Annotated in this window: 20 protein-coding genes and 1 tRNA gene; 6 read left to right on the top strand and 15 right to left on the bottom strand. The window is 71.8% G+C overall.

Annotation, left to right across the window (positions count from 1 at the left end):
• Positions 1 to 100: 100 nt before the first annotated feature.
• On the top strand, positions 101 to 2,410 hold the full coding sequence (locus tag RNC47_RS12115) for an FdhF/YdeP family oxidoreductase (protein WP_311598143.1): 2,310 nt from the start codon (positions 101 to 103) through the stop codon (positions 2,408 to 2,410).
• A gap of 13 nt (positions 2,411 to 2,423) precedes the next feature.
• Positions 2,424 to 2,921, top strand: coding sequence for a PaaI family thioesterase (locus RNC47_RS12110; RefSeq protein ID WP_311598142.1), 498 nt, complete (start codon positions 2,424 to 2,426; stop codon positions 2,919 to 2,921).
• 7 nt (positions 2,922 to 2,928) lie between these two features.
• Here the strand turns inward: RNC47_RS12110 and RNC47_RS12105 are convergent, their stop codons facing one another.
• The 6 genes from RNC47_RS12105 to RNC47_RS12080 all read right to left on the bottom strand — a co-directional run bounded on the left by RNC47_RS12105 (position 2,929) and on the right by RNC47_RS12080 (position 9,234).
• On the bottom strand, positions 2,929 to 3,687 hold the full coding sequence (locus tag RNC47_RS12105; RefSeq protein ID WP_394814764.1) for an ABC transporter ATP-binding protein: 759 nt from the start codon (positions 3,685 to 3,687) through the stop codon (positions 2,929 to 2,931).
• Positions 3,688 to 3,695: 8 nt separating this feature from the next.
• Complete coding sequence (locus tag RNC47_RS12100; RefSeq protein WP_311598140.1) at positions 3,696 to 4,664, bottom strand: ABC transporter ATP-binding protein; 969 nt, start codon at positions 4,662 to 4,664, stop codon at positions 3,696 to 3,698.
• Positions 4,661 to 6,031, bottom strand: a complete 1,371-nt coding sequence (locus RNC47_RS12095; RefSeq protein ID WP_311598139.1) for a branched-chain amino acid ABC transporter permease — start codon at positions 6,029 to 6,031, stop codon at positions 4,661 to 4,663. Before RNC47_RS12095 ends, RNC47_RS12100 begins: the two co-directional genes overlap by 4 nt.
• Complete coding sequence (locus tag RNC47_RS12090) at positions 6,028 to 6,951, bottom strand: branched-chain amino acid ABC transporter permease (protein ID WP_311598138.1); 924 nt, start codon at positions 6,949 to 6,951, stop codon at positions 6,028 to 6,030. The genes RNC47_RS12095 and RNC47_RS12090 overlap by 4 nt, the downstream gene beginning before the upstream one ends.
• A gap of 111 nt (positions 6,952 to 7,062) precedes the next feature.
• Positions 7,063 to 8,190, bottom strand: a complete 1,128-nt coding sequence (locus tag RNC47_RS12085) for a branched-chain amino acid ABC transporter substrate-binding protein (protein WP_311598137.1) — start codon at positions 8,188 to 8,190, stop codon at positions 7,063 to 7,065.
• A gap of 366 nt (positions 8,191 to 8,556) precedes the next feature.
• Positions 8,557 to 9,234, bottom strand: coding sequence for an ANTAR domain-containing response regulator (locus RNC47_RS12080; RefSeq protein ID WP_311598135.1), 678 nt, complete (start codon positions 9,232 to 9,234; stop codon positions 8,557 to 8,559).
• 93 nt (positions 9,235 to 9,327) lie between these two features.
• Between RNC47_RS12080 and RNC47_RS12075 the strand changes: the two genes are divergently transcribed.
• A tRNA-Leu gene (locus RNC47_RS12075) sits at positions 9,328 to 9,410 on the top strand.
• A 63-nt stretch (positions 9,411 to 9,473) separates the two neighbouring features.
• On the opposite strand, the gene pyk is transcribed toward RNC47_RS12075, so the two are convergent.
• From pyk to RNC47_RS12055, 4 genes are all read right to left on the bottom strand, one after another.
• Positions 9,474 to 10,907 carry a pyruvate kinase gene (gene pyk, locus RNC47_RS12070; RefSeq protein WP_311598133.1) on the bottom strand — a complete coding sequence of 478 codons (1,434 nt, stop codon included), beginning with the start codon at positions 10,905 to 10,907 and terminating at the stop codon, positions 9,474 to 9,476.
• A 145-nt stretch (positions 10,908 to 11,052) separates the two neighbouring features.
• The gene (locus tag RNC47_RS12065) at positions 11,053 to 12,456 is read right to left on the bottom strand and encodes a lysine N(6)-hydroxylase/L-ornithine N(5)-oxygenase family protein (protein ID WP_311598132.1); all 1,404 of its coding nucleotides are present in this window, start codon (positions 12,454 to 12,456) and stop codon (positions 11,053 to 11,055) included.
• Positions 12,443 to 13,972: a pyridoxal phosphate-dependent decarboxylase family protein gene (locus tag RNC47_RS12060; protein WP_311598131.1), complete on the bottom strand. Its 1,530-nt coding sequence runs from the start codon at positions 13,970 to 13,972 to the stop codon at positions 12,443 to 12,445. Before RNC47_RS12060 ends, RNC47_RS12065 begins: the two co-directional genes overlap by 14 nt.
• Positions 13,973 to 14,115: 143 nt before the next feature.
• Entirely contained in the window at positions 14,116 to 14,499 is a 384-nt protein-coding gene (locus RNC47_RS12055; RefSeq protein ID WP_311598129.1) for a winged helix-turn-helix transcriptional regulator, read from the bottom strand.
• 66 nt (positions 14,500 to 14,565) lie between these two features.
• On the opposite strand from RNC47_RS12055, the gene RNC47_RS12050 reads away from it, so the two are divergent.
• The gene (locus tag RNC47_RS12050; RefSeq protein ID WP_311598128.1) at positions 14,566 to 15,213 is read left to right on the top strand and encodes an NAD(P)-dependent oxidoreductase; all 648 of its coding nucleotides are present in this window, start codon (positions 14,566 to 14,568) and stop codon (positions 15,211 to 15,213) included.
• Here the strand turns inward: RNC47_RS12050 and pepN are convergent.
• The gene (gene pepN, locus RNC47_RS12045) at positions 15,210 to 17,714 is read right to left on the bottom strand and encodes an aminopeptidase N (RefSeq protein ID WP_311598126.1); all 2,505 of its coding nucleotides are present in this window, start codon (positions 17,712 to 17,714) and stop codon (positions 15,210 to 15,212) included. The genes RNC47_RS12050 and pepN overlap by 4 nt on opposite strands.
• A 191-nt stretch (positions 17,715 to 17,905) precedes the next feature.
• On the opposite strand from pepN, the gene RNC47_RS12040 reads away from it, so the two are divergent.
• Entirely contained in the window at positions 17,906 to 18,115 is a 210-nt protein-coding gene (locus RNC47_RS12040; RefSeq protein ID WP_311598124.1) for a hypothetical protein, read from the top strand.
• 42 nt (positions 18,116 to 18,157) lie between these two features.
• Here RNC47_RS12040 and RNC47_RS12035 read toward each other — a convergent pair whose 3' ends face one another.
• Positions 18,158 to 18,496 (bottom strand): chorismate mutase, encoded by a 339-nt coding sequence (locus RNC47_RS12035; protein ID WP_311598122.1) that lies wholly within the window; start codon positions 18,494 to 18,496, stop codon positions 18,158 to 18,160.
• Positions 18,497 to 18,518: 22 nt separating this feature from the next.
• On the opposite strand from RNC47_RS12035, the gene RNC47_RS12030 reads away from it, so the two are divergent.
• Positions 18,519 to 18,902, top strand: a complete 384-nt coding sequence (locus tag RNC47_RS12030) for a VOC family protein (protein ID WP_311598121.1) — start codon at positions 18,519 to 18,521, stop codon at positions 18,900 to 18,902.
• Positions 18,903 to 18,912: 10 nt separating this feature from the next.
• On the opposite strand, the gene RNC47_RS12025 is transcribed toward RNC47_RS12030, so the two are convergent.
• From RNC47_RS12025 to RNC47_RS12015, 3 genes are read right to left on the bottom strand one after another with little or no spacing between them, the layout of a single operon-like run.
• Positions 18,913 to 19,737 (bottom strand): carbohydrate ABC transporter permease, encoded by an 825-nt coding sequence (locus RNC47_RS12025; protein ID WP_311598120.1) that lies wholly within the window; start codon positions 19,735 to 19,737, stop codon positions 18,913 to 18,915.
• A complete protein-coding gene (locus tag RNC47_RS12020; protein WP_311598118.1) occupies positions 19,734 to 20,723 on the bottom strand; it encodes a carbohydrate ABC transporter permease in 990 nt (329 codons plus the stop codon). The genes RNC47_RS12025 and RNC47_RS12020 overlap by 4 nt, the downstream gene beginning before the upstream one ends.
• The gene (locus RNC47_RS12015; protein WP_311598117.1) at positions 20,713 to 22,029 is read right to left on the bottom strand and encodes a sugar ABC transporter substrate-binding protein; all 1,317 of its coding nucleotides are present in this window, start codon (positions 22,027 to 22,029) and stop codon (positions 20,713 to 20,715) included. The genes RNC47_RS12020 and RNC47_RS12015 overlap by 11 nt, the downstream gene beginning before the upstream one ends.
• Positions 22,030 to 22,269: the final 240 nt, after the last annotated feature.

The raw sequence follows: 22,269 nt of genomic DNA, 5'->3' as shown, positions 1-22,269 counted from the left end.
CGTGGCCGATCCTCCCATGGACCACTGACAGTCCAGGTTCCGCCGTGGCACGATCGGTGACGAAGATCCGGGAAGTGATCCGGGAAAGAGGAGTCGCGCCATGGCCGCCAAGCCGCCCGCCGCCGATCCGGTGCAGGACGCACCGAGGGTCGGCGAGCCGAAACACTCCGCGGTCGGGCTGCCGGCCATCGGGCAGGCGCTGAGGACGGCCCAGGCGCAGATGGGGGTGCGGCGCACCGCGCTCACCCTGCTGCGGGTCAACCAGCACGGCGGCTTCGACTGTCCCGGCTGCGCCTGGCCCGAGCCGGACAAGCCGCACACCGCCGAGTTCTGCGAGAACGGCGCCAAGGCGGTGGCCGAGGAGGCCACCCTGCGTCGGGTCACGCCCGAGTTCTTCGCGGCCCGTCCGGTGGCCGAGCTGGCGTCCCGCTCCGGCTACTGGCTGGGGCAGCAGGGTCGGCTCACCCACCCCATGTACCTGGCCGAGGGGGCCGAGCACTACGAACCGGTCAGCTGGGAGCGGGCGTTCGCGCTGGTCGCCGAGGAGCTGCGGGCCCTGGACTCGCCCGACGAGGCCGTCTTCTACACCTCGGGCCGCACGAGCAACGAGGCGGCGTTCCTCTACCAGTTGTTCGCCCGGGAGTTCGGCACCAACAACCTGCCGGACTGCTCCAACATGTGCCACGAGTCGTCCGGGTTCGCGCTCACCGAGACCCTGGGCATCGGCAAGGGCAGCGTGCTGCTCGACGACCTGTACCGGTCCGACCTGATCATCGTCGCCGGCCAGAACCCCGGCACCAACCATCCCAGGATGCTCTCCGCGCTGGAGAAGGCCAAGGAGGCCGGGGCGCGGATCATCACCGTGAACCCGCTGCCCGAGGCGGGTCTCGAGCGGTTCCGCAACCCGCAGACGCCGCGCGGCCTGGCCGGCGGCGGCACCGCGCTGACCGACCTCTTCCTGCAGATCAGGCTCGGCGGCGACCAGGCGCTGTTCCGGATGCTCAACGCGCTGCTGCTGCGCCGCCACGCGGACGGCGACGCGGCGGCCGTGGACACCGCGTTCATCCGCGAACACACCCACGGCTTCGACGACTTCGCCAAGGTCGCCGACGAGGCCGACTGGGACGAGACGATGCGCGCCACCGGTCTGCGGCGGGACGAGATCGAGCGCGCCCTGGAGATGGTGCTCGCCGCCAAGAGCGTCGTGGTCTGCTGGGCGATGGGGCTCACCCAGCACAAGCACTCGGTGCCCACCATCAGGGAGGTCGTCAACTTCCTGCTGCTGCGCGGCAACGTGGGCCGGCCGGGCGCGGGCGTCTGCCCGGTGCGCGGCCACTCCAACGTGCAGGGCGACCGCACGATGGGCATCGTGGAGCGGCCGGCGCCGGAGCTCCTGGCGGCCATCGAGCGGGAGTTCGGCTTCACGCCCCCCGCGGCCCACGGTCTCGACGTGGTGGACTCGATCCGCGCGCTGCGCGACGGGCGGGTCAAGGTGTTCTTCGCGATGGGCGGCAACTTCGTGGCCGCCTCCCCGGACACCGAGGTCACCGAGGACGCCATGCGGCGGGCCCGGCTCACCGTGCACGTGTCGACCAAGCTGAACCGCTCGCACTGCGTCACCGGCGCCCGGGCCCTGATCCTGCCGACGCTGGGCCGCACCGAGCGCGACACGCAGGCGAGCGGCGACCAGTTCGTCACCGTCGAGGACTCCATGGGCATCGTGCACGCCTCCCGCGGGCGGCTCAGGCCGGCCGGCGAGCGGCTGCTGTCCGAGCCGGCCATCGTCTGCCGGCTGGCCCGCGCCGTGTTCGGCGAGCGGAGCGCCACGCCCTGGGAGGAGTTCGAGGCCGACTACCGGCTGATCAGGGAGCGGATCTCCCGGGTCGTCCCCGGCTTCGAGGACTTCGAGGCCCGGGTCGCCCGCCCCGGCGGCTTCGCCCTGCCGCACGCCCCGCGCGACGAGCGGCGGTTCCCCACCGCCACCGGCAAGGCCAACTTCACCGCCGCGCCCGTGGAGTTCCCCGCCGCGCCCGAGGGTCGGCTGCTGCTGCAGACGCTGCGCTCGCACGACCAGTACAACACCACGATCTACGGCCTCGACGACCGTTACCGCGGTATCTCCCGGGGCCGCCGCGTCGTGCTGGTGCACCCCGAGGACGCGGCGGCGCTCGGCCTGGCCGACGGTGACCACGCCGACCTCACCAGCGAGTGGACCGACGGCAGCGAGCGCACCGCGCCCGGCTTCCGGGTGGTCCTCTACCCGACGGCCCGCGGCTGCGCGGCGGCCTACTACCCGGAGACCAACGTGCTGGTGCCCCTGGACTCCACGGCCGACGTCAGCAACACGCCGACCAGCAAGTCGCTGGTCGTCAGGCTCACCCCGGCCGTCCCGCGCCAGGACGCGACCTGATAGAACGCACCCCATGGGCGAGCACAACGAGCACGGAACCGAGTTCCCACCCCAGATCGTCGAGCAGTGGGCCGGCCTCGGCCTCGACCTCGCCGCGCTGTTCTCCGCCGGCGCCCTCGGCCAGCGGATGGGCGTCCGCCTGCTGACCGCGGCGCCCGAGCGCGTGGTCGGCACCCTGCCCGTCGAGGGCAACACCCAGCCGTACGGGCTGCTGCACGGTGGCGCCTCGGCCGTGCTCGCGGAGACCCTGGGCTCCGTGGGCGCCATGCTGCACGCCGGGCCGAACAAGATCGCGGTGGGCGTGGACCTCAACTGCACCCACCACCGGGCGGTGCGCACCGGCCTGGTCACCGGCGTCGCCACCCCCGCGCACGCCGGCCGCACCTCGGCCACCTACGACATCGTCCTCACCGACGACCAGGGCAAGCGGGTGTGCACGGCGCGCCTCACCTGCGCGCTGCGGCCCGCCGCCCAGCAGAGCCAGGCGGCGGACCCGACGACGTCCGGCTGAGCCCCGGTTACTCGATGGCCTCGCCCAGGTAGGCGGCGCGCACCCGGGCGTCGGACAGCAACGCCCCGGCCTCGTCGGACATGACGACGGCGCCCGTCTCCAGGACGTAGCCGCGGTCGGCCAGTTGGAGCGCCTGCGAGGCGTTCTGCTCCACCAGCAGCAGCGTCGTGCCCTGCGCGTTGATCTCCCGCAGGATGTCGAAGATCTGCTGCACGATCAGCGGCGCGAGACCCATCGACGGCTCGTCGAGCAGCAGCAGCTCCGGCTTGCCCATCAGCGCCCGGCCGATGGCCAGCATCTGCTGCTCGCCGCCGGACAGGGTGCCGCTGACCTGCTTGCGCCGGTCGGCGAGGCGCGGGAAGAGGGTGAACACCCGGTCCAGGTCCGCCGGATCGGGGCGCTTGAGCCGGTAGGCGCCCATCCGCAGGTTCTCCAGCACCGTCATCCGCGCGAACACCCGCCGGCCCTCGGGCACATGGCCGATGCCGAACTGCACGAGCTCGTGCGACTTGATGCCGTCCACCCGCTCGCCGCGCAGCAGCACCTGGCCCTGGCGGGGCTGGATCATGCCGGAGGCCGTCTTGAGCGTGGTGGACTTGCCGGCGCCGTTGGCGCCGAGCAGCGCGACCACCTCGCCCTCGCCGACCGTCAGGCTCACGCCCTTGAGCGCCTCGATGGCGCCGTAGTAGACGTGCAGGTCCCGCAGTTCGAGCAGCGGGGTGCCGCCTTCCGTGTCCTCGGCGGACCGCCGTGGCTCCTGCTCCACCTCGGTGCTCACGACTCCTCCTCGCCGTCCGCCGCCGCACGCTTCTCGGCGTCGCCGGTCCTCGCCTCCGGGATGGCGGCCGCCTGGGCCGCGTGCTCGGCCTGTTCGGCCACCAGCTCGGCGACGGCGGCCTGCTCGTCGTCGTCGGCCGGCGCGCCGAGGTAGGCCTCGATCACCGCCGGATCCTGCTGCACCTCGGCGGGGGTGCCCTCGGCGATCTTCTTGCCGAAGTTGAGCACCACCACCCGGTCCGCGACCGACATCACCAGGCGCATGTCGTGCTCGATCAGCAGGACGCTGACAGCCAGTTCGCCGTTGATCCGGCGGATCAGCACCTCCAGGTCCCGCTTCTCGGTCGGGTTGGTGCCGGCCGCCGGCTCGTCGAGGAGCAGTACCTCGGGGTCCGTGGCCAGCGCCCGGGCGATCTCGAGCCGCCGCTGCTCGCCGTAACTGAGCGCCGACGCCAGCTCGTTGATCCGACCTTCGAGGCCCACGAAGGACAGCACCTCGTGCGCCTTCCGGTCACTCGCCCGCTCGTCGCGCCGCGCGTTGGGCAGCCCCAGCATGATGGAGACGGCGTCCGTGCGCTGTCGTGTCTCGACGGCGATCTTGACGTTCTCCAGCACGGTGAGCGCGCCGAACAGCCGGATGTTCTGGAAGGTGCGGGCCACCCCCAACCTGCTGATCTTGTGCGGCTTCTGGCCGCGCAGCTCGTGCGCGCCGCCGGCCCGCGGCCGGAAGGTGATCGTCCCCTCCTGCGGGACATAGGCGCCCGTCAGCGAGTTGAACAGCGATGTCTTGCCGGCGCCGTTCGGGCCGATCACAGCCAGGATCTCGCCGCGCCCCATGCGCAGCGCGACCGCGTCCAGGCTCGTGAGGCCGCCGAACCGCAGCGTCACCGCGGAGGCGTCGAGCACGTCGTCGCCGGCCTGCCGGGCCGCCGCGGCCCGCGCCGCCTCCTGCATCTCCGTGGTCATGACTGCGCACCTCCGGGCTGGGCGCCCAGCGCGTCAGCGCCCGCGGTGCCCTCCTCGGCCATCTTCAACTCGTGCTGCCGGCGCCGCGAGGGCCACAGGCCCTGCGGGCGGTAGATCATCATCAGGACCAGCAGCCCGCCCAGGTAGAGGAAACGGTCCTGGGGGTCGACGGTGTCCCGCAGGTACTCGGGCAGCCACACCAGGATCGCCGTGCCGAGCAGCACGCCCGGGATCGAGCCCATGCCGCCGAACACCACGTAGGCGAGCGCCAGCACCGACATCATCACCACGAACTGCTCGGGGTTGATGAACCCCTGCTTGCTGGCGTAGATCACGCCCGCCACGCCGGAGGTCGACGCGCCGATGGCGAACGCCAGCAGCTTGAAGCGGACCGTGTCGACGCCGGTGGCGGCCGCCGCCACCTCGTCCTCGCGGATCGCCGTCCAGGCGCGGCCCACCCGGGAGTGTTCGAGCCGGATGAACAGCACCAGCACGATCACGATCGCGGCCAGCTGAACCCAGTAGTAGGGCTGCGGGTCCAACTCCCAGTCGTACGACCAGAACCCCAGGTCGACCGAGAACTTGTCCAGGCCCTGCGCGCCCCGGGTGCCGCCGGTGAACTCGTTCAGGTTCCTGGCCAGCAGGTAGACGATCTCGTGGAAGCCGAGCGTCACGATGGCCAGGTAGTCGCCGCGCAGCCGCAGCGTCGGGGCGCCGAGCAGCACCCCCGCGATGAGGCAGGTGAGCACGGCGATCGGGATCACCAGGAAGTTGTTCAGCTCGAACGGGGGCTCCACCGGGAGGCCGCCCGTCCAGAAGGCCGCGCTGTAGGCGCCGATCGCGAAGAACGCGATGAAGCCCAGGTCCAGCATGCCGGCCCAGCCGATGACGACGTTCAGGCCGATGGCGACCATCACGTAGACGCCGATCTGGTCGACCAGCACCTGCTGCCAGAAGGTGGAGACGAGCAGCGGCAGGATGATCAGGAACACCAGCAGCGCCCCGAGGCCGCCCCAGCGGTAGGCGCGTTGGCCGCGCACCTGTCCCACCAGACGCTGGATCGGGCGGGTGATCTCCCCGCCCCACCGCCGGCCCTGGGTGCCCACCTGCTCGCCGTAGAACTCGCGCACCGCCCAGACGCCGACCAGGATGGCCAGCCACACCAGGACGCCGGTGCTCTGGAAGTTCGCCTGGATGGCGTGGAACAGGTCGTTGCGCTCGCCCTGCTCACCGGTCACCTGGGCCATCACCACGGCGAGCACGACCATGCCGAACAGCCGCTGCCAGCGGGGCTGTTGGTACCAGCGGCGCTGTCGGAGCCGGGCGGCCGCCGAGAGCGGCTTGCGGACGCTCACATCGGCACTCATGCCGTCCTCCCCACGCGCTCGCCGAGAATGCCGGTCGGGCGGAACATCAGCACCAGCACCAGGACGGCGAAGGCACCGACGTAGCGCCAGGCGTCACCCCACAGCTCGACGGTGAACGACTCGACCACGCCGAGCGTCAGTCCGCCGAGCATGGCGCCGCGGACGTTGCCGATGCCGCCGAGCACGGCCGCCGCGAACGCCGTGATGCCCGGCAGGAAGCCCATCTGGTAGTCCACCTGGAGGTTGGTGCCGAACAGGAAGCCGGCGACGCCACCCATCAGTCCACCCAGCACGAAGGTCCGGGAGACCACCTTGTCGATGTCCACGCCCATCAGCGAGGCGACCTCGGGGTCCTGCGCCACCGCCCTGATGCCGGAGCCCAGCTTGGTGCGGTTGACCACGAAGTCCACCGTGATCAGCATCGCCACGCCCGTGACCACGATGATCAGCTGCGTCACGCTCACCGGGGCGCCGAAGAAGTCGAAGAGCCGCCGGTTCTCGTACATGGACGGCATCGGGATCGGGTAACGCCCGAACAGCTTGCCCGCCAGGTTGTACAGAAAGAACGACGCGCCGATGGCCGTGATCAGGAAGACCAGACGTGGCGCGTTCCGTCTGCGAAGGGGCCGATATGCCGCCTTTTCGAGTCCGAACGCGACCAGGCCGCCCAATGCCGCGCCGGCGCAGATGCCGAGCAGCACATACAGGACGGATTGTGGGCCTGACGGGTCGGCGACCGGTTCGATCAGGGTGAGCGCGATGACTCCCCCGAATCCGCCGGACATGAAGACCTCGCTGTGCGCGAAGTTCAGCAGTTGGAGAACACCGTAGACGAGCGTGTAGCCAATGGCGATGACGGCGTACAGCGAGCCGAGCACCACACCCAGGACAAGAACGTCCCAGATATCGGAAAGGGACATGGACTGACTTCCTTGTGGGAACGAACGGCAGCGGGCCTTTCGAGCCTGCGGGGCGGACGGGCCGGCGGGGCGGGACGGTTCGCGTCCCGGCCCCACCGGCCCGGGCGGCCGCTAGCCGCCCACCAGCTCCTCGACGGCGCCGACGTAGCCGATCGCGTCGCCCTCGACCTGGTACAGGTAGATCGCCTGCTGGGTGAACTCACCGTTCTCGTCGAACGAGAAGGTCTTGGTCAGCCCCTCGTACTCCGCGCCGGCCAGCGCCTCGTACAGCGCCTGCCGGTCCACCGAGCCCTCGGCGTGCAGCGCCGCGATCTGCTCGATGATCATGTTCGCCGCGTCGTACGACTCGGCGGAGTACGTGCCGGGCGCCACGCCGAACTCGGCCTCGTAGCGCTCGGCGAACGACTGGGTGGCCTCCTCCTGGGTGGCGTCCGTGCAGGGGCAGGTGAGGTAGAAGCCGTCCACCGCGTCCCCGGCCAGGTTGATCAGCTCGTCGTCGTTCGAGCCGTCGCCGGACATCACGATGCCCTCGTAGCCCGCCTCGTTCAGTCGGGTCGCGAACGGCGCCAGCGCCTCGTAGTACCCCGCGTAGATCAGCGCGTCGGCACCGGACTCCACCACCGAACGGGCGGCGTTGCCGTAGTCGACCGTGTCCGCCGGCACGCTCTCCCGGGTCACCGAGAGGCCGGCGGCGCCCAGGTCGGCCTCCGCGACGTCGGCGAGGCCCTCGCCGTAGGGGGTCACGTCGTCGATCACGACGACGTCGTCCACGCCGTCCGTGCCGGCCAGGAAGTCGGCCATCGCGGCACCCTGGGCGTTGTCGTTCGGCACCGCGCGCAGGAACGTCGGGAAGCCCTGCTCGGTCAGCGTCGGGTTGGTCGCCGACGTGGACACGGCGGCCAGGCCGGCCTGCCCGTAGAGCGGCGCCGAGACGTTGGTCGGACCGGAGAACGCGGGGCCGACGACCGCGACCACGTCGCTGTCGTCGATCGCGCTCTGGGCGGCCGTGGTGGCCTGCGTCTCGGAACCCTGGTCGTCGGCGGCGAAGTACTCGAGCTCGAAGTCGTAGTCGCCCGACTCATTCGCCTCGTTGATCGCGAGCTGTACGCCGTTCTGCATATTCTCGCCAAGGCCCACGTTCTGCCCGGAGAGCGGCCCCTGATAAGCGATCTTGTAGGTCGTTCCGCCGTCGCCCCCGTCGTCACTGCCGCAGGCGGTGAGCACGAGCGCCCCAGCCACGATGGGTATCGCGAACCGCGCGATGGATTTGTTGAGCACTTCCAGAACCCCCTGGAGCGAGCCAGACGTGTGTCGTCACCGCACAGCTCCCATGCGCAAGGCACACCGGTGCGGCGTGCAGCGGAATCTATTGCCCCGTGTGCTGCGCGAACACACCACAGCGACAGATGTGATCGCCTCGTGACCTCTGGCACATGCCGGAAACAGAACACGCCTCACCGGTCACCGGACGATCCATCCAAGATCCACTCATCCCGGACCGAGTGTTCCCACCCGCAAAAGAGCGCGCCCGGGGTGGGGAACCCCGGGCGCGCTCTGACCCGTAATGTGGTGAATTAACAGGCCGTTAACTCATGGCCGAAACCACTACTTCTGCTGCTGCTTCTGCCGCTTCTCCTCGGCGTCCTGAATGACCGCCTCGGCCACCTGGTGCATGGAGAGCCTGCGGTCCATCGAGGTCTTCTGGATCCACCGGAACGCGGCCGGCTCGGTGAGGCCGTACTGCGTCTGCAGCACGCTCTTCGCCCGGTCGACCAGCTTCCGGGTCTCGAGCCGCTGCGCGAGGTCGGCGACCTCCTTGGAGAGGCTCCTGAGCTCGTTGAACCGCGAGACGGCGATCTCGATCGCCGGCACCACGTCGCTCTTGCTGAACGGCTTCACCAGGTAGGCCATGGCCCCCGCGTCGCGCGCCCGCTCGACCAGGTCCCGCTGCGAGAACGCGGTCAGCATCAGCACCGGCGCGATGGACTCGGAGGCGATCTTCTCGGCGGCCGAGATGCCGTCCATGACCGGCATCTTCACGTCGAGGATCACCAGGTCGGGCGTGAGCTCGCGGGCCAGCTCCACGGCCCGCTCACCGTCCCCCGCCTCGCCGACGACGGTGTACCCCTCCTCCTCCAGCATCTCCTTGAGATCGAGCCGGATGAGGGCCTCGTCCTCGGCGATGACGACGCGGGTGGTGTTCGGCGGGACATGAGCGGTGTCCGCCTCGGTGGTGGCCTGGGCCGGAGTGGTGGGCTCGTCGGGGACGTCGGGGGTGCTCACGATGCTCCTCGTTTCCTGCCTGATGGGGCACTCACGAGAGTACCCATTCGTCACCGCGGCGGCTGAGCCGATACACTCGCCGAGCGCTCCCCCGCCGGGTTGGTGGAACGGCATACACGGAGGTCTCAAACACCTCTGCCCGAAAGGGCTTGCGGGTTCGAATCCCGCACCCGGCACGCCCTCGCCCCCCGCGCCCGTCCGGGGGACCCCCGGCCCCGCATCCCCGCACCCCCCGCGTGTCAGCGCGGTGAGTCGTCCTCACCCACGTGGTGGACCCGCACCAGGTTGGTCGTGCCCGGGGTGGCGGGCGGCGAGCCGGCCGTCATCACCACGATCTCGCCCTTCCGGCACCGGCCGCTGTCCAGCAGCCGCTCGTCCATCTGCGCGACCATCTCGTCGGTGGTCTGCACGGTGGGCACCAGATGGGTCTCCACGCCCCAGGTCAGGGTGAGTTGGGCGTAGGTGGCGGGGTCGGGGGTGAAGGCGACCACGGGGATCGGCGAGCGGTAGCGGGCCAGCCGGCGGGCCGTGTCGCCGCTCTGGGTGAACGCGACCAGCAGCTTGGCGTCGAGGAAGTCGCCCACCTCGGCGGCGGCCCGGGCCACGGCGCCGCCCTGGGTCCTCGGCTTGGTCGACTCGGTCAGCGGCGGCAGCCCGCGGGAGAGCATCTCGTCCTCGGCGGCGGCCACGATGCGGCTCATGGTGCGGACGGTCTCGACCGGGTAGCGGCCGACGCTGGTCTCGCCCGAGAGCATCACCGCGTCGGTGCCGTCCATGACGGCGTTGGCCACGTCCGACGCCTCGGCGCGGGTGGGCCGGGAGGACTCGATCATCGAGTCGAGCATCTGGGTGGCCACGATGACCGGCTTGGCGTTGCGCCGGGCCAGCGCGACGGCCCGCTTCTGGACCAACGGCACGGACTCCAGGGGCACTTCGACCCCCAGGTCGCCGCGGGCCACCATGATCCCGTCGAAGGCGTCGACGATGTCCCGCAGGTTCTCCTCAGCCTGCGGCTTCTCGATCTTGGCGATGACGGGCAGGAACCGCCCCTCCTCGGCCATCACCCGGTGCACGTCCTTGATGTCGTCACCGGAGCGCACGAAGGAGAGGGCGATGACGTCCACGCCGGTGCGCAGCGCCCAGCGCAGGTCCTCGATGTCCTTGCCCGAGAGGGCGGGGACGGAGACCGCGACGCCCGGGAGGTTCAGGCCCTTGTGGTCCGAGACCAGGCCCCCCTCGACGACGACGGTGCGCACCTCGGGCCCCTCGACGGCGGACACCTCGAGCGCGACCCGGCCGTCGTCGACGAGAATGCGCTCGCCGGCCGAGACGTCGGCGGCGAGGCCCGGATAGGTGGTGCCGCAGCGGTTGTGGTCGCCGGCCACGTCCTCGGTGGTGATGGTGAATTCGTCGCCGGTCTCCAGGAGGACGGGACCTTCCCTGAAGCTGCCGAGCCGGATCTTGGGCCCCTGGAGATCCGCGAGAATTCCGACGCTACGCCCCATTTCCTCGGCGGCCCGCCGGACCCGCTGGTAGCGCAGCTCGTGCTCGCGGTGGGCGCCATGGCTGAGGTTGAGCCGCGCCACGTCCATTCCGGCTTCGACGAGCGCCACGATGCGCTCATATGAGTCGGTAGCTGGCCCAAGTGTGCAAACGATTTTTGCTCGGCGCATAGGCCAACTGTAGGAGTTACCAGTGAGTAGCGGGCTATGCGAAAGTGACCACACGACGGCCGGATTTTAAAGAGGAGACCCACAACTCACAGAATGAGCGTGGCCCCGCTCTTTTGAGCTCCGCTTTATGGGTAACTCATCTCGCCTAACGAAAAGGAGAGTGCCCCCTCCCGCGGGTCGCAAACTCCGGGGTGCGCCGGCGCACGGTGTCCGCGCGCAACCCGAAGGTGGTGAACGCCGCCCGTTCGGGCAACGAGTAGCAGCGCTCGCCGGTCAGCGCGTTCAGGATGACGGCGCTGCGGTGGGCCAGCAGCCCCAGATCGGGCGCGCCGACGCCGTGCGTGTGCCGCTCGGCGTTGAGCACGAAGATCGAGCCGGTGACGGCCGGGTCCAGGTCCAGCCGGTAGTCGGGGTGGATCCGGGGCCGGCCCGCCGCGTCCCGCCGGAGCGCCTGGTCGAGGGCGGGCAGCAGCGGGTCGAGCGACCGCTCGCGGTAGCCGGTGGCCAACACCAGGGCGCCGGTGGTGAGCCGGGAGCGCTCGCCCTGCTCCTCGTGCTCCAGGTGCAGTTCGATCCCGGTGGTGCCGAGGCGCCCCGCCGTCCGGACGCTGACACCGGGGACGAGCACGGCGTCCGGCCAGGCGCCGTGCACCGAGCGGCGGTAGAGCTCGTCGTGGATGGCGGCGAGCGTCTCGTGGTCGATCGCCTTGTGCAACTGCCACTGCCGGCGCACCAGTTCGTCCCGGGTGGACTCCGGAAGCCCGTAGAAGTAGCGGGCGTAGTCGGGCGTGAAGTGTTCGAGCCCGAGCCTGCTGTACTCCATCGGCGCGAACGCCGGCGTGCGGCTGAGCCAGTGCAGCCGCTCGTGCCCCTCGGGGCGGCGGCGCAGCAGGTCGAGGAAGATCTCGGCCCCCGACTGCCCCGAGCCGACGACGGTGACGTGGTCGGCGGCGAGCAGCCGGTCGCGGTGGTCGAGGTAGTCGGCCGAGTGGATCACCGGGATGGTGGTGGTCTCGGCGAGCGGCCGCAGCGGCTTGGGGATGTGCGGGGCCGTGCCGATGCCGATGGCGATGTTGCGGGCATGGGCCCGGCCGACGGCCTCGGCCTCGCCCTGCGGGCCGAGGCGGGTGAAGTCCAGGTCGAAGACGGCGTTCTCCGCGTTCCACCGGATGGCGTCGACCTGGTGACTGAAGTTCAGCCCGGGCAACTGACGGGAGACCCAGCGGCAGTAGGCGTCGTACTCGGCGCGGTGGCTGTGGAAGCGCTCGGCGAAGTAGAAGGGGTAGAGGCGCTGTTGGTGCCGCAGGTAGTTGAGGAAGCTCCACGGGTTGGTGGGGTCGGCGAGGGTCACCAGGTCGGCGAGGAAGGGGACTTGGAGGGTGGTGCCCTCGATCAGCAGTCCGGGGTGCCACTGGAAGTCGGGGCGCCGCTCGTACCAGGCGCAGCGGAGCCCCGGGATCGGGTAGCTCAGTGCGGCCAGCGACAGGTTGGCGGGGCCGACGCCGATGCCCGCGAGGTCCAGCGGGGCTTCGATCTCATTGGTGGTCATCGCCGGGGTCTCTCTGGGTCGTGACATCGGTGCCGGGTGCGCCGTCCGTGCCGTCATGCTGGTCGAGGACGAGCTTGATCAGCGCCGCGAGGTCGCTGGGGTGGACGTGGGGGTTGAGCAGGGTCGCCTTGAGCCAGAGGGCCGGGGCGCCGCCGAGGGGGCGGCGGACGGTGGCGCGGCCGAGCACGGCGCGACCGTCGACCAGCAGCCGGCGCCGGACGGCCGCGACCTGGGCGTCGGTGGCGCCGGCGGGGCGGAACAGCACGGTGCTGATCGTCGGTCGGGAGTGCAGTTCGAGCCCGGGCTCGGCGGCGACCAGGGCGGCGAACTCGGCGGCCGCGGCGCAGACGCGGTCGACGAGGGCGGCCAGGCCCGTGCGGCCGAGGGCGCGTAACGTCACCGCGATCTTGAGGACGTCGGGTCGGCGGGTGGTGCGCGGGGAGCGGCCGAGGAGGTCGGGCAGCCCGGCCTCGGTGTCGTCCTCGGCGTTGAGGTAGTCGGCGCGCTGGCCGAGCGGGGCGAGGGCGGCCGCGTCGGGCACGGTCAACACCCCCGCGGCGACGGGCTGCCAGCCGAGCTTGTGCAGGTCGAGTCCGACGGTGTCGGCGCGGTCGAGGCCGGCCAGCCGGTGCCGGTGGGTGGGGCTGAGGAGCAGCGGGCCACCGTAGGCCGCGTCGACGTGCAGGCCGACGGGCCGTCCGCCGTGCCGCGCGGCGGCAACGGTGTCGGCGAGCGCGGGCAGCGGGTCGATGGCGCCGCTGTCGGTGGTCCCCGCGGTGGCCACGACCAGCGCGGGGGCGGGGCCGGTGGCGACGCACGCCAGGGCGTCGAGCCCGAGCAGGGCGTCCCGCACGGCGGCCGGGTCGAGGACGCCGGCGGGGGTGGGCAGCACCTGGGGGGCGGGCAGGCCGAGCAGCCAGGCGGCCCGGTGCACGCTGTGGTGGGCGTTGGCCCCGCAGATCACCCGGAGCGGGCGGTCGGCGGTCCCGGCGAGGTGTTCCCTGGCCAGCAGGGTGCCGAGGAGGTTGGACTCGGTGCCGCCGGTGGTGATGAGGGCGTGCGGCTCGGGTCCCGCGGGGTGGACGAGGGCGGCGAGCTCGCGGCTGATCCGGTCCTCGAGCTCGGAGGCGGCCGGCGCCTGGTCCCAGGAGTCCAGGGACGGGTTGAGGGCGCTGGCTGCCAGGTCGGCGGCGACGGCCACGGCGAGCGGTGGGCAGTGCAGGTGCGCGGCGCAGTGCGGGTCGGCCGGATCAGCGGCGCCCTCGGCCAGGGCGCGCACCAGTTGGTGGAGCGCGGGGGCGGCGCCGGCGCCGTGGGCGGGGAGCGCCGGCCCGGGGGCCGCCTCGGCGAGCCGGTCACGCACGCGCTCCGGGCCACCGGCCGGCAGCGGTCCGCAGCGGGCGGCGGCGCCCTCGGCGAGCGCGCCGAGCACGGTGTCCAGCAGGGGGCGGAGGGCACGCGGGCCCGAGGTGCCGCCCGCGAGCAGGCTGGGGTCGTGCGCTGGCAGCGCGAGCATGGGCTGACCTCTTCCGATGGGGCGCGGCGGTGCCGCGCGCCGGGACAACGGCCACAAGCTACGCCGCGCCCGCGCGGTAGGTGCCCGGCTTTCCCCGCGTTCCCCCGAAGGAGGGACAGGGCCGGATCCGCGCCGCCGTCCGGCTACCGGGCCGTGGCCTCGGCGTGCTCGGCGTCGTAGGCCTCGCGGGCGTCGAGGAGCTCGTCCCAGTGCCGCGCCGTCCAGTCGCAGACGGTGGCGTAGAGCTCCATCAGGCTGTGGCCGAGCGGGGTGAGCCGGTACTCGACGCGGGGCGGGGACTGTTCGACGGTGCGGGTGATCATCCCGTCGCGTTCGAGGGCGCGCAGCGACCTGGTGAGGACCCTCGGCGTGACGCGGGCGAGCGGGACACGGAGTTCCGAGTAGCGGCGGGGCCCGGTCCTGAGGCAGGCGAGGACGAGGCCGGCCCACTTGTCGCCGAAGCGGATGGGCACCAGGCCGGACGGGCACAGCTCCTCGAACATGTCGGGTGGCAGCGGTTCCCTCATGCGGTCACGGTAGCCGGGCGGCCGGTATCCCGGGGGATACCGGGGTGGGCGCTACGGTCCGGCGCCATGACTGAGTTGGTGGTTTTCGGGGCCGGCGGCAGGGCCGGCCGGCGGACGGTCGACGAGGCGCGGCGGCGTGGCCTCGGGGTGACCGCGGTGGTGCGGGATCCGGCGCGGTATCCGGGGCTCGCGGCCGACGGGGTGCGCGTGGTGGCGGGGGACGTCACGGACGCGGCGCGGGTGGCCGAACTGGTGGCGGGGCACGAGGCCGTGGTGTCGGCGGCGGCCGCCTACGGTCCCGGCAGCGATCCGGACGCGTTCTTCGCCGACTCGACGCGGGCGCTGCTCGGGGCGGCGCGGTCGACCGGGGCGCGGCGGCTGCTGGTGGTGGGTCTTGGCGCGCTGTTGCCGGACGCCGCGGGCCGGCCGTTGCTGGAGTCGCCGGCGATCCCGGCCGAGGCACTGCCGTTCTGCCGGGCGCACGGCGCCGGTCTCGAGATCCTGCGGACCGAGGGCGGGGACGTCGACTGGCTGTATCTGAGCCCTTCCGGCCTGTTCGACGAGGAGGGCGGGCGGACCGGTCGTTACCGGGTCGCCGACCATGGCGGCGATCTGGCGGACCGGATCAGCTACCAGGACCTGGCGGTGGCGCTGCTCGACGAGCTCGCCGAGCCGCGCCACCACCGGATCCATCTCGCGGTGACCGCCGGCTAGCCGGCGGCGCGCACGGCCAACGCCCGCCGCAGGTCGTCGAGTTGGTCGGCGAGGGCGCGGCGCAGGGCGGGCGTCGGGCCGCCCTCGCGCAGGGCCGTCTCGCCGAGGGTGAGCGTGCGCTCGTCGACGATCCTGGGGAACGCGTTCCGGCCGGCGGCCACCGCGAGGGAGTGGCCGCGGCGCTCGGCGAGCGCGATGGCCGCCTGGAAGTAGCGCTCGACGTGGTCGGTGAGGAGCGCCCGCTGCTCCGGCTGCCAGAAGCCCTGGGCCGTGGCGACGAACAGGTAGTTGGAGAGCCGGTCCGCGGGGTCGAACATGGCCTCCCAGGCGGCGGCCTTGGCGGCCGGTTCCGGGAGCGCGGCGCGGCAGCGGGCGGCGCCCTCCTCGCCGGTGGCGCTCGGGTCGCGCCGGGCCTCCGCGGCGATCTCCGCCTCGTCGGTGGCGCCGAGCACGGCGAGCCGGTGCAGCAGCTGCCAGCGCAGCTCCGGGTCGAGCTCGGGGCCGCCCGGGACGGTGCCCGCCGCCCACCAGCGGCGGAGGGTGTCGGGGGTGGTGGCGGCGCCGATGAGGGTGCGGACCGCGATCAGCCGGCGGGCCGGGTCGCCGCCGTCGGCGGTGCGCTCCAGGATGTCCTCGGCCAGCTCGGTGAGGGTGCCCAGGGCCGCGGCCCGGCGGTCGTCCGGCAGGTACTGGTCGGCGATCTGGCGGCGGGCGAAGTCGAGCACGCCCTGGAGCAGGGCGGTCGCCGTCTCGCCCGGGAGGTGGCCGCGGGCGGCCTCCAGGTAGGCGCCGGGGTCGAGTTCGCCGTCCCTGACCATGTCGCGGGCCGCGTTCCACACCACGCTGCGGCTGAGCGGCTCCGGGAGCGAGCCGAGCGCGCGCCGGGCGGTGGCCCAGGAGTCGGGGTCGAGCCTGACCTTGGCGTAGGTCAGGTCGCCGTCGTTGACGATCAGCAGGTCGGGGCGGCGTCCCGGCTGCTCGTGGACGGTGGTGCCGTCGGCGGCGGGCAGCTCGATCTCGACGGCCGGCTCCCGCGCGGTGAGGCGCCGCTCGCCGGCGGCGTCATAGGCGCCGAGGCGGAGCCGGTGGGGGCACCCGCCGGTGTGGTGGACGGCGACCCGCCAGGCGTCGTCGGTGACGGTGACCTCGGGCGTGAGGGTGTCAGGTCCCGTGGTGCGCAGCCAGGCGTCGGCCCACTGGTGGACGGGGCGGCCCGATGCCTCGGCCATGGCGTCGATGAAGTCGGCGAGGGTGGCGTTGCCGAAGCGGTGGCGGGCGAAGTGGAGGTTGATGCCGGCGAGGAAGGCCTCGTCGCCGAGCCAGGTGACGAGCTGGCGGAGGGCGGAGGCGCCCTTGGCGTAGGAGATGCCGTCGAAGTTGGTCCAGGCCGAGGCGGTGTCGGGCACGGCGTCCGGCTCGGGCGCGACGGGGTGGGTGGAGGGGCGTTGGTCGGCGTCGTACCCCCAGCTCTTGCGGGTGACGGCGAACTCGGTCCAGGGCCGTAGCGCGGTGGCCTCGGTGAGGATCTGGTAGCCCATGAACTCGGCGAAGGACTCGTTGAGCCAGGTGTCGTCCCACCAGCGGAGGGTGACGAGGTCGCCGAACCACATGTGGGCCATCTCGTGGGCGATGACCACGCCGCGGACCTCGCGCTGGGTGTCGGTGACGGCGGAGCGGAAGACGTACTCGTCCCGGAGGGTGACGAGACCGGGGTTCTCCATGGCGCCGGCGTTGAACTCGGGGACGAACGCCTGGTCGTAGGAGTCGAACGGGTAGGGCTCGGCGAAGACCTGGTGGTAGCGGTCGAAGCAGCGGCGGGTGATGTCGAGGATCTCCTCGGCGTCCTTGTCCAGGTGGGGAGCGAGGGAGCGCCGGACGTGGAGGCCGAAGGGCAGGCCGGCGTGCTCGGTGCGGACGGAGTGGTAGGGGCCGGCGGCGACGGCCATGAAGTAGGTGGCGATGGGCGGGGTGGTGGCGCAGCGCCAGCGGCCCGGGCTCTCCTCGGTGGCGATGCCGTTGCCCAGCACGGTCCAGCCGGTGGGCGCGCTGACGGTGACGTCGAAGACGGCCTTGAGGTCGGGCTGGTCGAAGGCGGCGAAGACCAGCGGCCCCTCGGTCATGCAGCACATGCTGTACAGGTAGGTGAGGCCGTCCTCCGGGTCGGTGAAGCGGTGGACGCCCTCGCCGGTGCGGGAGTAGGGCATGTCGGCCTCGACCCGCAGCTCGTGCTCGCCGGCGGCGAGGCCGGTCAGCGGCAGCCGGCCGTCGGCCAGGGCGGCCGGGTCGAGCGGCCGTCCGTCGAGGGTGACCCGACGCAGCGTGGTGGGCCGCAGCTCGACGAAGGTGTCGCCCGCGTGGCGCGCGGTGAAGCGGATGACGGTGGTCGAGGGGAACGTGTCCGCGCCGTCGGCGGCCTGCCTGAAGTCGAGGTCGACGGTGTAGCGGTGCACGTCGAGGAGCGCGGCGCGGTCTTCTGCTTCGGTACGGGTGAGTGAGGCCATGGTGGTCATGCTGCCCCACCCGCCCCGGCGGTCGCAGTGGCTTTACGGGCGGCCGTGCGCGGCCGCGAAGTCGTCGGTCTCCTCGCCGCCGGGATCGCTTCGACGGCATCGGCGCGATTGCGGCCGGATGTGGGCTCCCCCGCTCGGCCGTCGGCCGTTACGGTGCCTTCACCTGAGCGAGGGAGATGTGCGTGAAGCGTGTGATGGTGGGCGTCCTGTTGGCTGGCGCCGTGATGTGGACGGGCTTTTCCGGGACTTCGTCCGAGCCGACCGCCGGGTCGGAGCAGGTCACCCCGTCGGACGAGGGGCAGGCGTACTGCGGTGGCAATCCGTCGCCGCCGGCGACGTGCGCGCCGACGGAGCTGACGATCGTGCCGGCGGACGCCGGCCGGCAGCAGTAGCCCCGGGCGCGCGACCGAGCCGGCCGGCCCGCCCGTAGGGCATCAGGTCGGCTCGGGATCGCCGCTGTTCACGTGCTCGTTGGCGATCGTCTCGTGGTGCCTGATGACCTCGGCGATGATGAAGTTCAACAGCTTCTCGGCGAAGGCCGGATCGAGCTTGGCGCTCTCCGCCAGCTGGCGGAGGCGGGCGATCTGCCGGGCCTCGCGCGCCGGGTCGGCGGCGGGGAGGTTGTGCTCGGCCTTGAGGCGGCCGACACGCTGGGTGCACTTGAAACGCTCGGCGAGCATGTGGACCACGGCGGCGTCGATGTTGTCGATGCTGTCGCGCAGCGCGGTCAGCTCCGCGCGGACGCTCTCGTCGAGCTGGGTGCTGCTGTTCATGCGTCCACCCTATGCTGCGAGCATGATCGCGACTCTGCAGTCCACGGTGATCGACTGTCCCGACCCGGCGGCGCTGGCCCGCTTCTACCGGGAGATCCTCGGTGGGGAGGTGGACGACTCGGACCAGGACTGGGTGTGGCTGACGCCGCCCACGGGCGCCAGGTTCGCCTTCCAGAAGGTGTACGGCGAGTACCGGCCGCCGCGCTGGCCGGACCCCGACCATCCGCAGCAGTTCCACCTGGACTTCGACGTCCCGAGGATCGAGGACATGGCCGAGGCGCAGGAGCGGGTCCTGGCGCTGGGCGCGACGCTGCTGCACGACAGCGGCGGGGAGCGGAGCGGCTTCCGGGTGTACGCGGACCCGGCGGGCAAGCCGTTCTGCCTGTGCTACGGGCAGAACGGCTGAGCCACGGCGGTCAGCGGATGGCGCCGGCGGCGAGGCCGCCGGCGAGCCGCCGCTGCACGAGGACGAAGAACACCAGCACGGGCAGCGTGATGAGCGTGGATCCGGCCATCACGGCGCCCCAGTCGGTGCTGTACTGGCCGAAGAAGCGGTGCAGCCCGACGGCGGCGGTGTAGTTGCCGTCGTCCTGCATGAACGTGAAGGCGAAGACGAACTCGTTCCAGGCGACGATGAAGGCGAAGATGCTGGTGGCGACCAGCCCGGGGGCCACCAGGGGCAGCAGCACGCTGCGGAACATCCGCCACCAGCCGCAGCCGTCCAGGTAGGCGGCCTCCTCGACCTCCCTGGGCACGGTGGCGACGAAGCCGCGCAGCGTCCAGATGGCGAACGGCAGGGAGAACGCCAGGTAGACGATGGTGAGGCCGAGCAGGCTGTTGAGCAGGTCGAGGCTGCGCATCTGCAGGAAGAGCGGGATGACCAGCGCTTCGAGCGGCACCATCTGCACGACCAGGATCATCACCAGCACCTTGGTGCGCATCCGGAACTGGAAGCGGGCGACGGCGATGGCGGCGAAGAGCGCGAGCACCCCGGAGAGCAACACCGTGCCGACGCCGACGAGCGCCGAGTTGGCGAGGTAGCGGCCGAACTCGCCGGTGTCGAGGACGTACCGGAAGTGGTCGAGGGTGAACCCGGAGGGCAGCACGGCGGACCCGCGGTGGTCGGCGCCCGGGTCGAAGGCCGAGGAGACCATCCAGTACACGGGGAAGAGCGTGAAGCCGAGCAGCGCGACGACGGCCACGCCGAGCCCGAGCCGCCCCGCGGTCGACGTGCGGTTCACAGTTCGTCCCTCTCGTTGGACAGGGCCCTGACGTACCCCACGGTGATGGCGAGCAGCAGCAGCGTCAGCAGCACGGCGATGGCCGAGCCCATGCCGTACTGGTTGCGGCTGAAGGACTGGATGTAGGACCAGACGCCGAGGTTGAGCACCTCCTGGTTGGAGCCGGCGCCGCCCGGCATCAGGTAGATCTGGGCGAAGACCTTGAAGTCCCAGATGGTCGACAGGATGGTGACCACCAGGAAGACCGGCCTGATGGTGGGGACCGTGATGCGCCAGAACCGCTGCCAGGCGTTGGCGCCGTCGACGATGGCGGCCTCGGGCAGCTCCCTGGGGATGGTGAGAAGCGCCGCGAACACGGTGATGGCCACGAAGGGGAAGCCGTGGTGGACGACGTTGAGCGCGGCGATGGCGTAGAAGGACCAGCGGTCGGTGAACCAGTTGGTCTCCCTGGGCTCGATCACGCCGAGGCCGTCGAGACCGCCGCTGACCACGCCGTTGAGCGGGTCGAAGACCCAGATCCAGACGTAGGTGCCGGTGACCGCGGGCATGGCCCAGGCCATCATGATCACGCTGGAGCAGATGACGCGCCAGACGCGGCCGAGGCGTTGCAGCAGCAGCGCGACGAGGGTGCCGACGACGACGGTCAGCACGACGCAGGTCACCGCGAAGAGCACGGTGTTGGGCAGCACCGTGCGCCACAGGAACGAGTCGCCCAGGATCTCGCGGTAGTTGTCGAAGCCGGTGTAGTTGCTCTCGCCGGTGTTGATCTGCCGCAGGCCATAGTCCTGGAACGAGAGCAGCAGGACCCTGACCAGGGGCCAGAAGAGCAGGACGGCCAGCACGGCAAGCGCCGGCGTGAGCAGCAGCCAGGGGCGGAGGGCGCGCGTCCAGGTGGCGCGCCTGGCCCCGGAGGCGCGCGGGCCCGCGGGGGCGCCGGCCGGAGCCGGCGCCCGCTCGCGGTCCGATCGGGTGAGCTCAGCCGCCAAAGGTCTGGTCCATGGCCGCCGCGGCGTCGTCCGCCGCCTGCTGAACGCTCTTGTCGCCGGAGAGGATGGACTGGAGCATCTGCGGGATCACCTGCTCGCCCTGGATCGCCCCGTACTGCTCGGTCACCGGCACGCTCGCGCCGGCCTCGGCCATCTGCCGCGCGAACGGCGCCACCAGCGGGTCGTCCTCCTGCTGCACGGCCTCCAACAGGGACTGCTGTCCCGGGAAGTAGCCCGAGGACTCGGCCCACTGGCTGGCGAACTCGCCGGTGCTCATCAACTCGATGAGCTGCCAGGCGAGTTCGGGCTCGTCACTGCTGAAGTCGCCGAGCAGCGAGCCGCCGACGAAGGACGGGCTGAAGCCGCCGGTCTGCCCGGGGATGGGCACCACGCCGATGCGGTCGGCCCACGAGGCGTCCGCCTCCAGCAGGGTGTTGACGGTCCAGTTGCCGTTGATGACCATGGCGGCCTCGCCGTTCTGGAAGCTCTCCAGCTGGTCCGTCTCCAGCCAGGTGCTGGCCGCGGCCACCGACAGTTCGTCCTCGGTGGCGAGCGACGTGTAGAACTCGATGCCCTCCACGGCCTCCGGGGAGTTGATGGTGGACGCCCACTGCCCGTCCGAGCCCTGCTCGGCGATCTGGCCCCCGGCCCCCCAGATGAAGGCGTCCACGCTGTACTCGCCGCCGCCGATCACCGGGAACGGGATCATGTCCGGCTCCAGCTCCTTGAGCTGGAGCGCCACCTCCCGCAACTCCTCCCAGGTGGTGGGGGGTTGCAGATCGTGCTCGGCGAACACGTCGGCCCGGTACATCAGCGACCTCGTGCCGGCGTACCACGGCATGCCGTAGACGGCGCCGTCCACCGTGGCCGCCTCGGAGAGCGCGGGCACCAGGTCGTCGGCGAGGCCGCTCTCCTCGATGCTGCCGGCGAGGTCGGTCAGCGCCCCCGCGGCGCCGAACTCCGGCGCCCAGGTGGTGCCTATCTCCGCCACGTCGGGCAGCTCGCCGCCGGCCATGGCGGTCGTGATCCGGTCGTGGGCGTCGGCCCACTGGATGAACTGCACGTCGAGCGTCGCGCCGGTCTGCTCGGCGAACGCGGCCTGCAGGTCCGCGACATAGGGCTCGGCGTCGGGGTTGGTCCCCTCCATGATCCACAGCTCGATCGTGGTGCCCTCGCCCGAACCGTCGCCCTCTTCGTCACCACCGCCGCCACAGGCGGTCAGCGCGCCGAGCGACAACGCGGCGACCCCGGCGACCAGACGCCGGCGGCGGGCAAGGGGGGAGGCACCCCCGGGAGTTCGCAACATGACCTGTCCCCTCCTGACGGCGCACACGCTTCGACGACCAGTGAGATCACCGGCCGGCTGAGGGTCGATTGTGACAGCGCCCACTTCACCCGATCCAGGCCCGCGGATCACGGAACGGCACCGTTTGTGGACTGGACCACTGACGCGACGACCGGCGCGACGCTCGACGTGCAGTTCATCCAGTGGGCCGACGCCCACGACCGGATCACGACCGCCATGGCCGGCGGCGAGCTGCCCGAC

It is taken from the genome of Streptomyces millisiae, assembly GCF_031845425.1.
Lineage (GTDB): Bacteria > Actinomycetota > Actinomycetes > Streptomycetales > Streptomycetaceae > Streptomyces > Streptomyces millisiae.
The sequence above is the reverse complement of the archived record's forward strand: the minus strand, read 5'-3'. Positions and strand labels throughout refer to the sequence as shown.

Coding starts and splice junctions, on each gene's coding strand:
- RNC47_RS12115 (WP_311598143.1), top strand. CDS start 101: ATGGCCGCCAAGCCGCCCGCCGCCGATCCGGTGCAGGACGCACCGAGG.
- RNC47_RS12110 (WP_311598142.1), top strand. CDS start 2,424: ATGGGCGAGCACAACGAGCACGGAACCGAGTTCCCACCCCAGATCGTC.
- RNC47_RS12100 (WP_311598140.1), bottom strand. CDS start 4,664: ATGACCACGGAGATGCAGGAGGCGGCGCGGGCCGCGGCGGCCCGGCAG.
- RNC47_RS12095 (WP_311598139.1), bottom strand. CDS start 6,031: ATGAGTGCCGATGTGAGCGTCCGCAAGCCGCTCTCGGCGGCCGCCCGG.
- RNC47_RS12090 (WP_311598138.1), bottom strand. CDS start 6,951: ATGTCCCTTTCCGATATCTGGGACGTTCTTGTCCTGGGTGTGGTGCTC.
- pyk (WP_311598133.1), bottom strand. CDS start 10,907: ATGCGCCGAGCAAAAATCGTTTGCACACTTGGGCCAGCTACCGACTCA.
- RNC47_RS12065 (WP_311598132.1), bottom strand. CDS start 12,456: ATGACCACCAATGAGATCGAAGCCCCGCTGGACCTCGCGGGCATCGGC.
- RNC47_RS12060 (WP_311598131.1), bottom strand. CDS start 13,972: ATGCTCGCGCTGCCAGCGCACGACCCCAGCCTGCTCGCGGGCGGCACC.
- RNC47_RS12055 (WP_311598129.1), bottom strand. CDS start 14,499: ATGAGGGAACCGCTGCCACCCGACATGTTCGAGGAGCTGTGCCCGTCC.
- RNC47_RS12050 (WP_311598128.1), top strand. CDS start 14,566: ATGACTGAGTTGGTGGTTTTCGGGGCCGGCGGCAGGGCCGGCCGGCGG.
- pepN (WP_311598126.1), bottom strand. CDS start 17,714: ATGGCCTCACTCACCCGTACCGAAGCAGAAGACCGCGCCGCGCTCCTC.
- RNC47_RS12035 (WP_311598122.1), bottom strand. CDS start 18,496: ATGAACAGCAGCACCCAGCTCGACGAGAGCGTCCGCGCGGAGCTGACC.
- RNC47_RS12030 (WP_311598121.1), top strand. CDS start 18,519: ATGATCGCGACTCTGCAGTCCACGGTGATCGACTGTCCCGACCCGGCG.
- RNC47_RS12015 (WP_311598117.1), bottom strand. CDS start 22,029: ATGTTGCGAACTCCCGGGGGTGCCTCCCCCCTTGCCCGCCGCCGGCGT.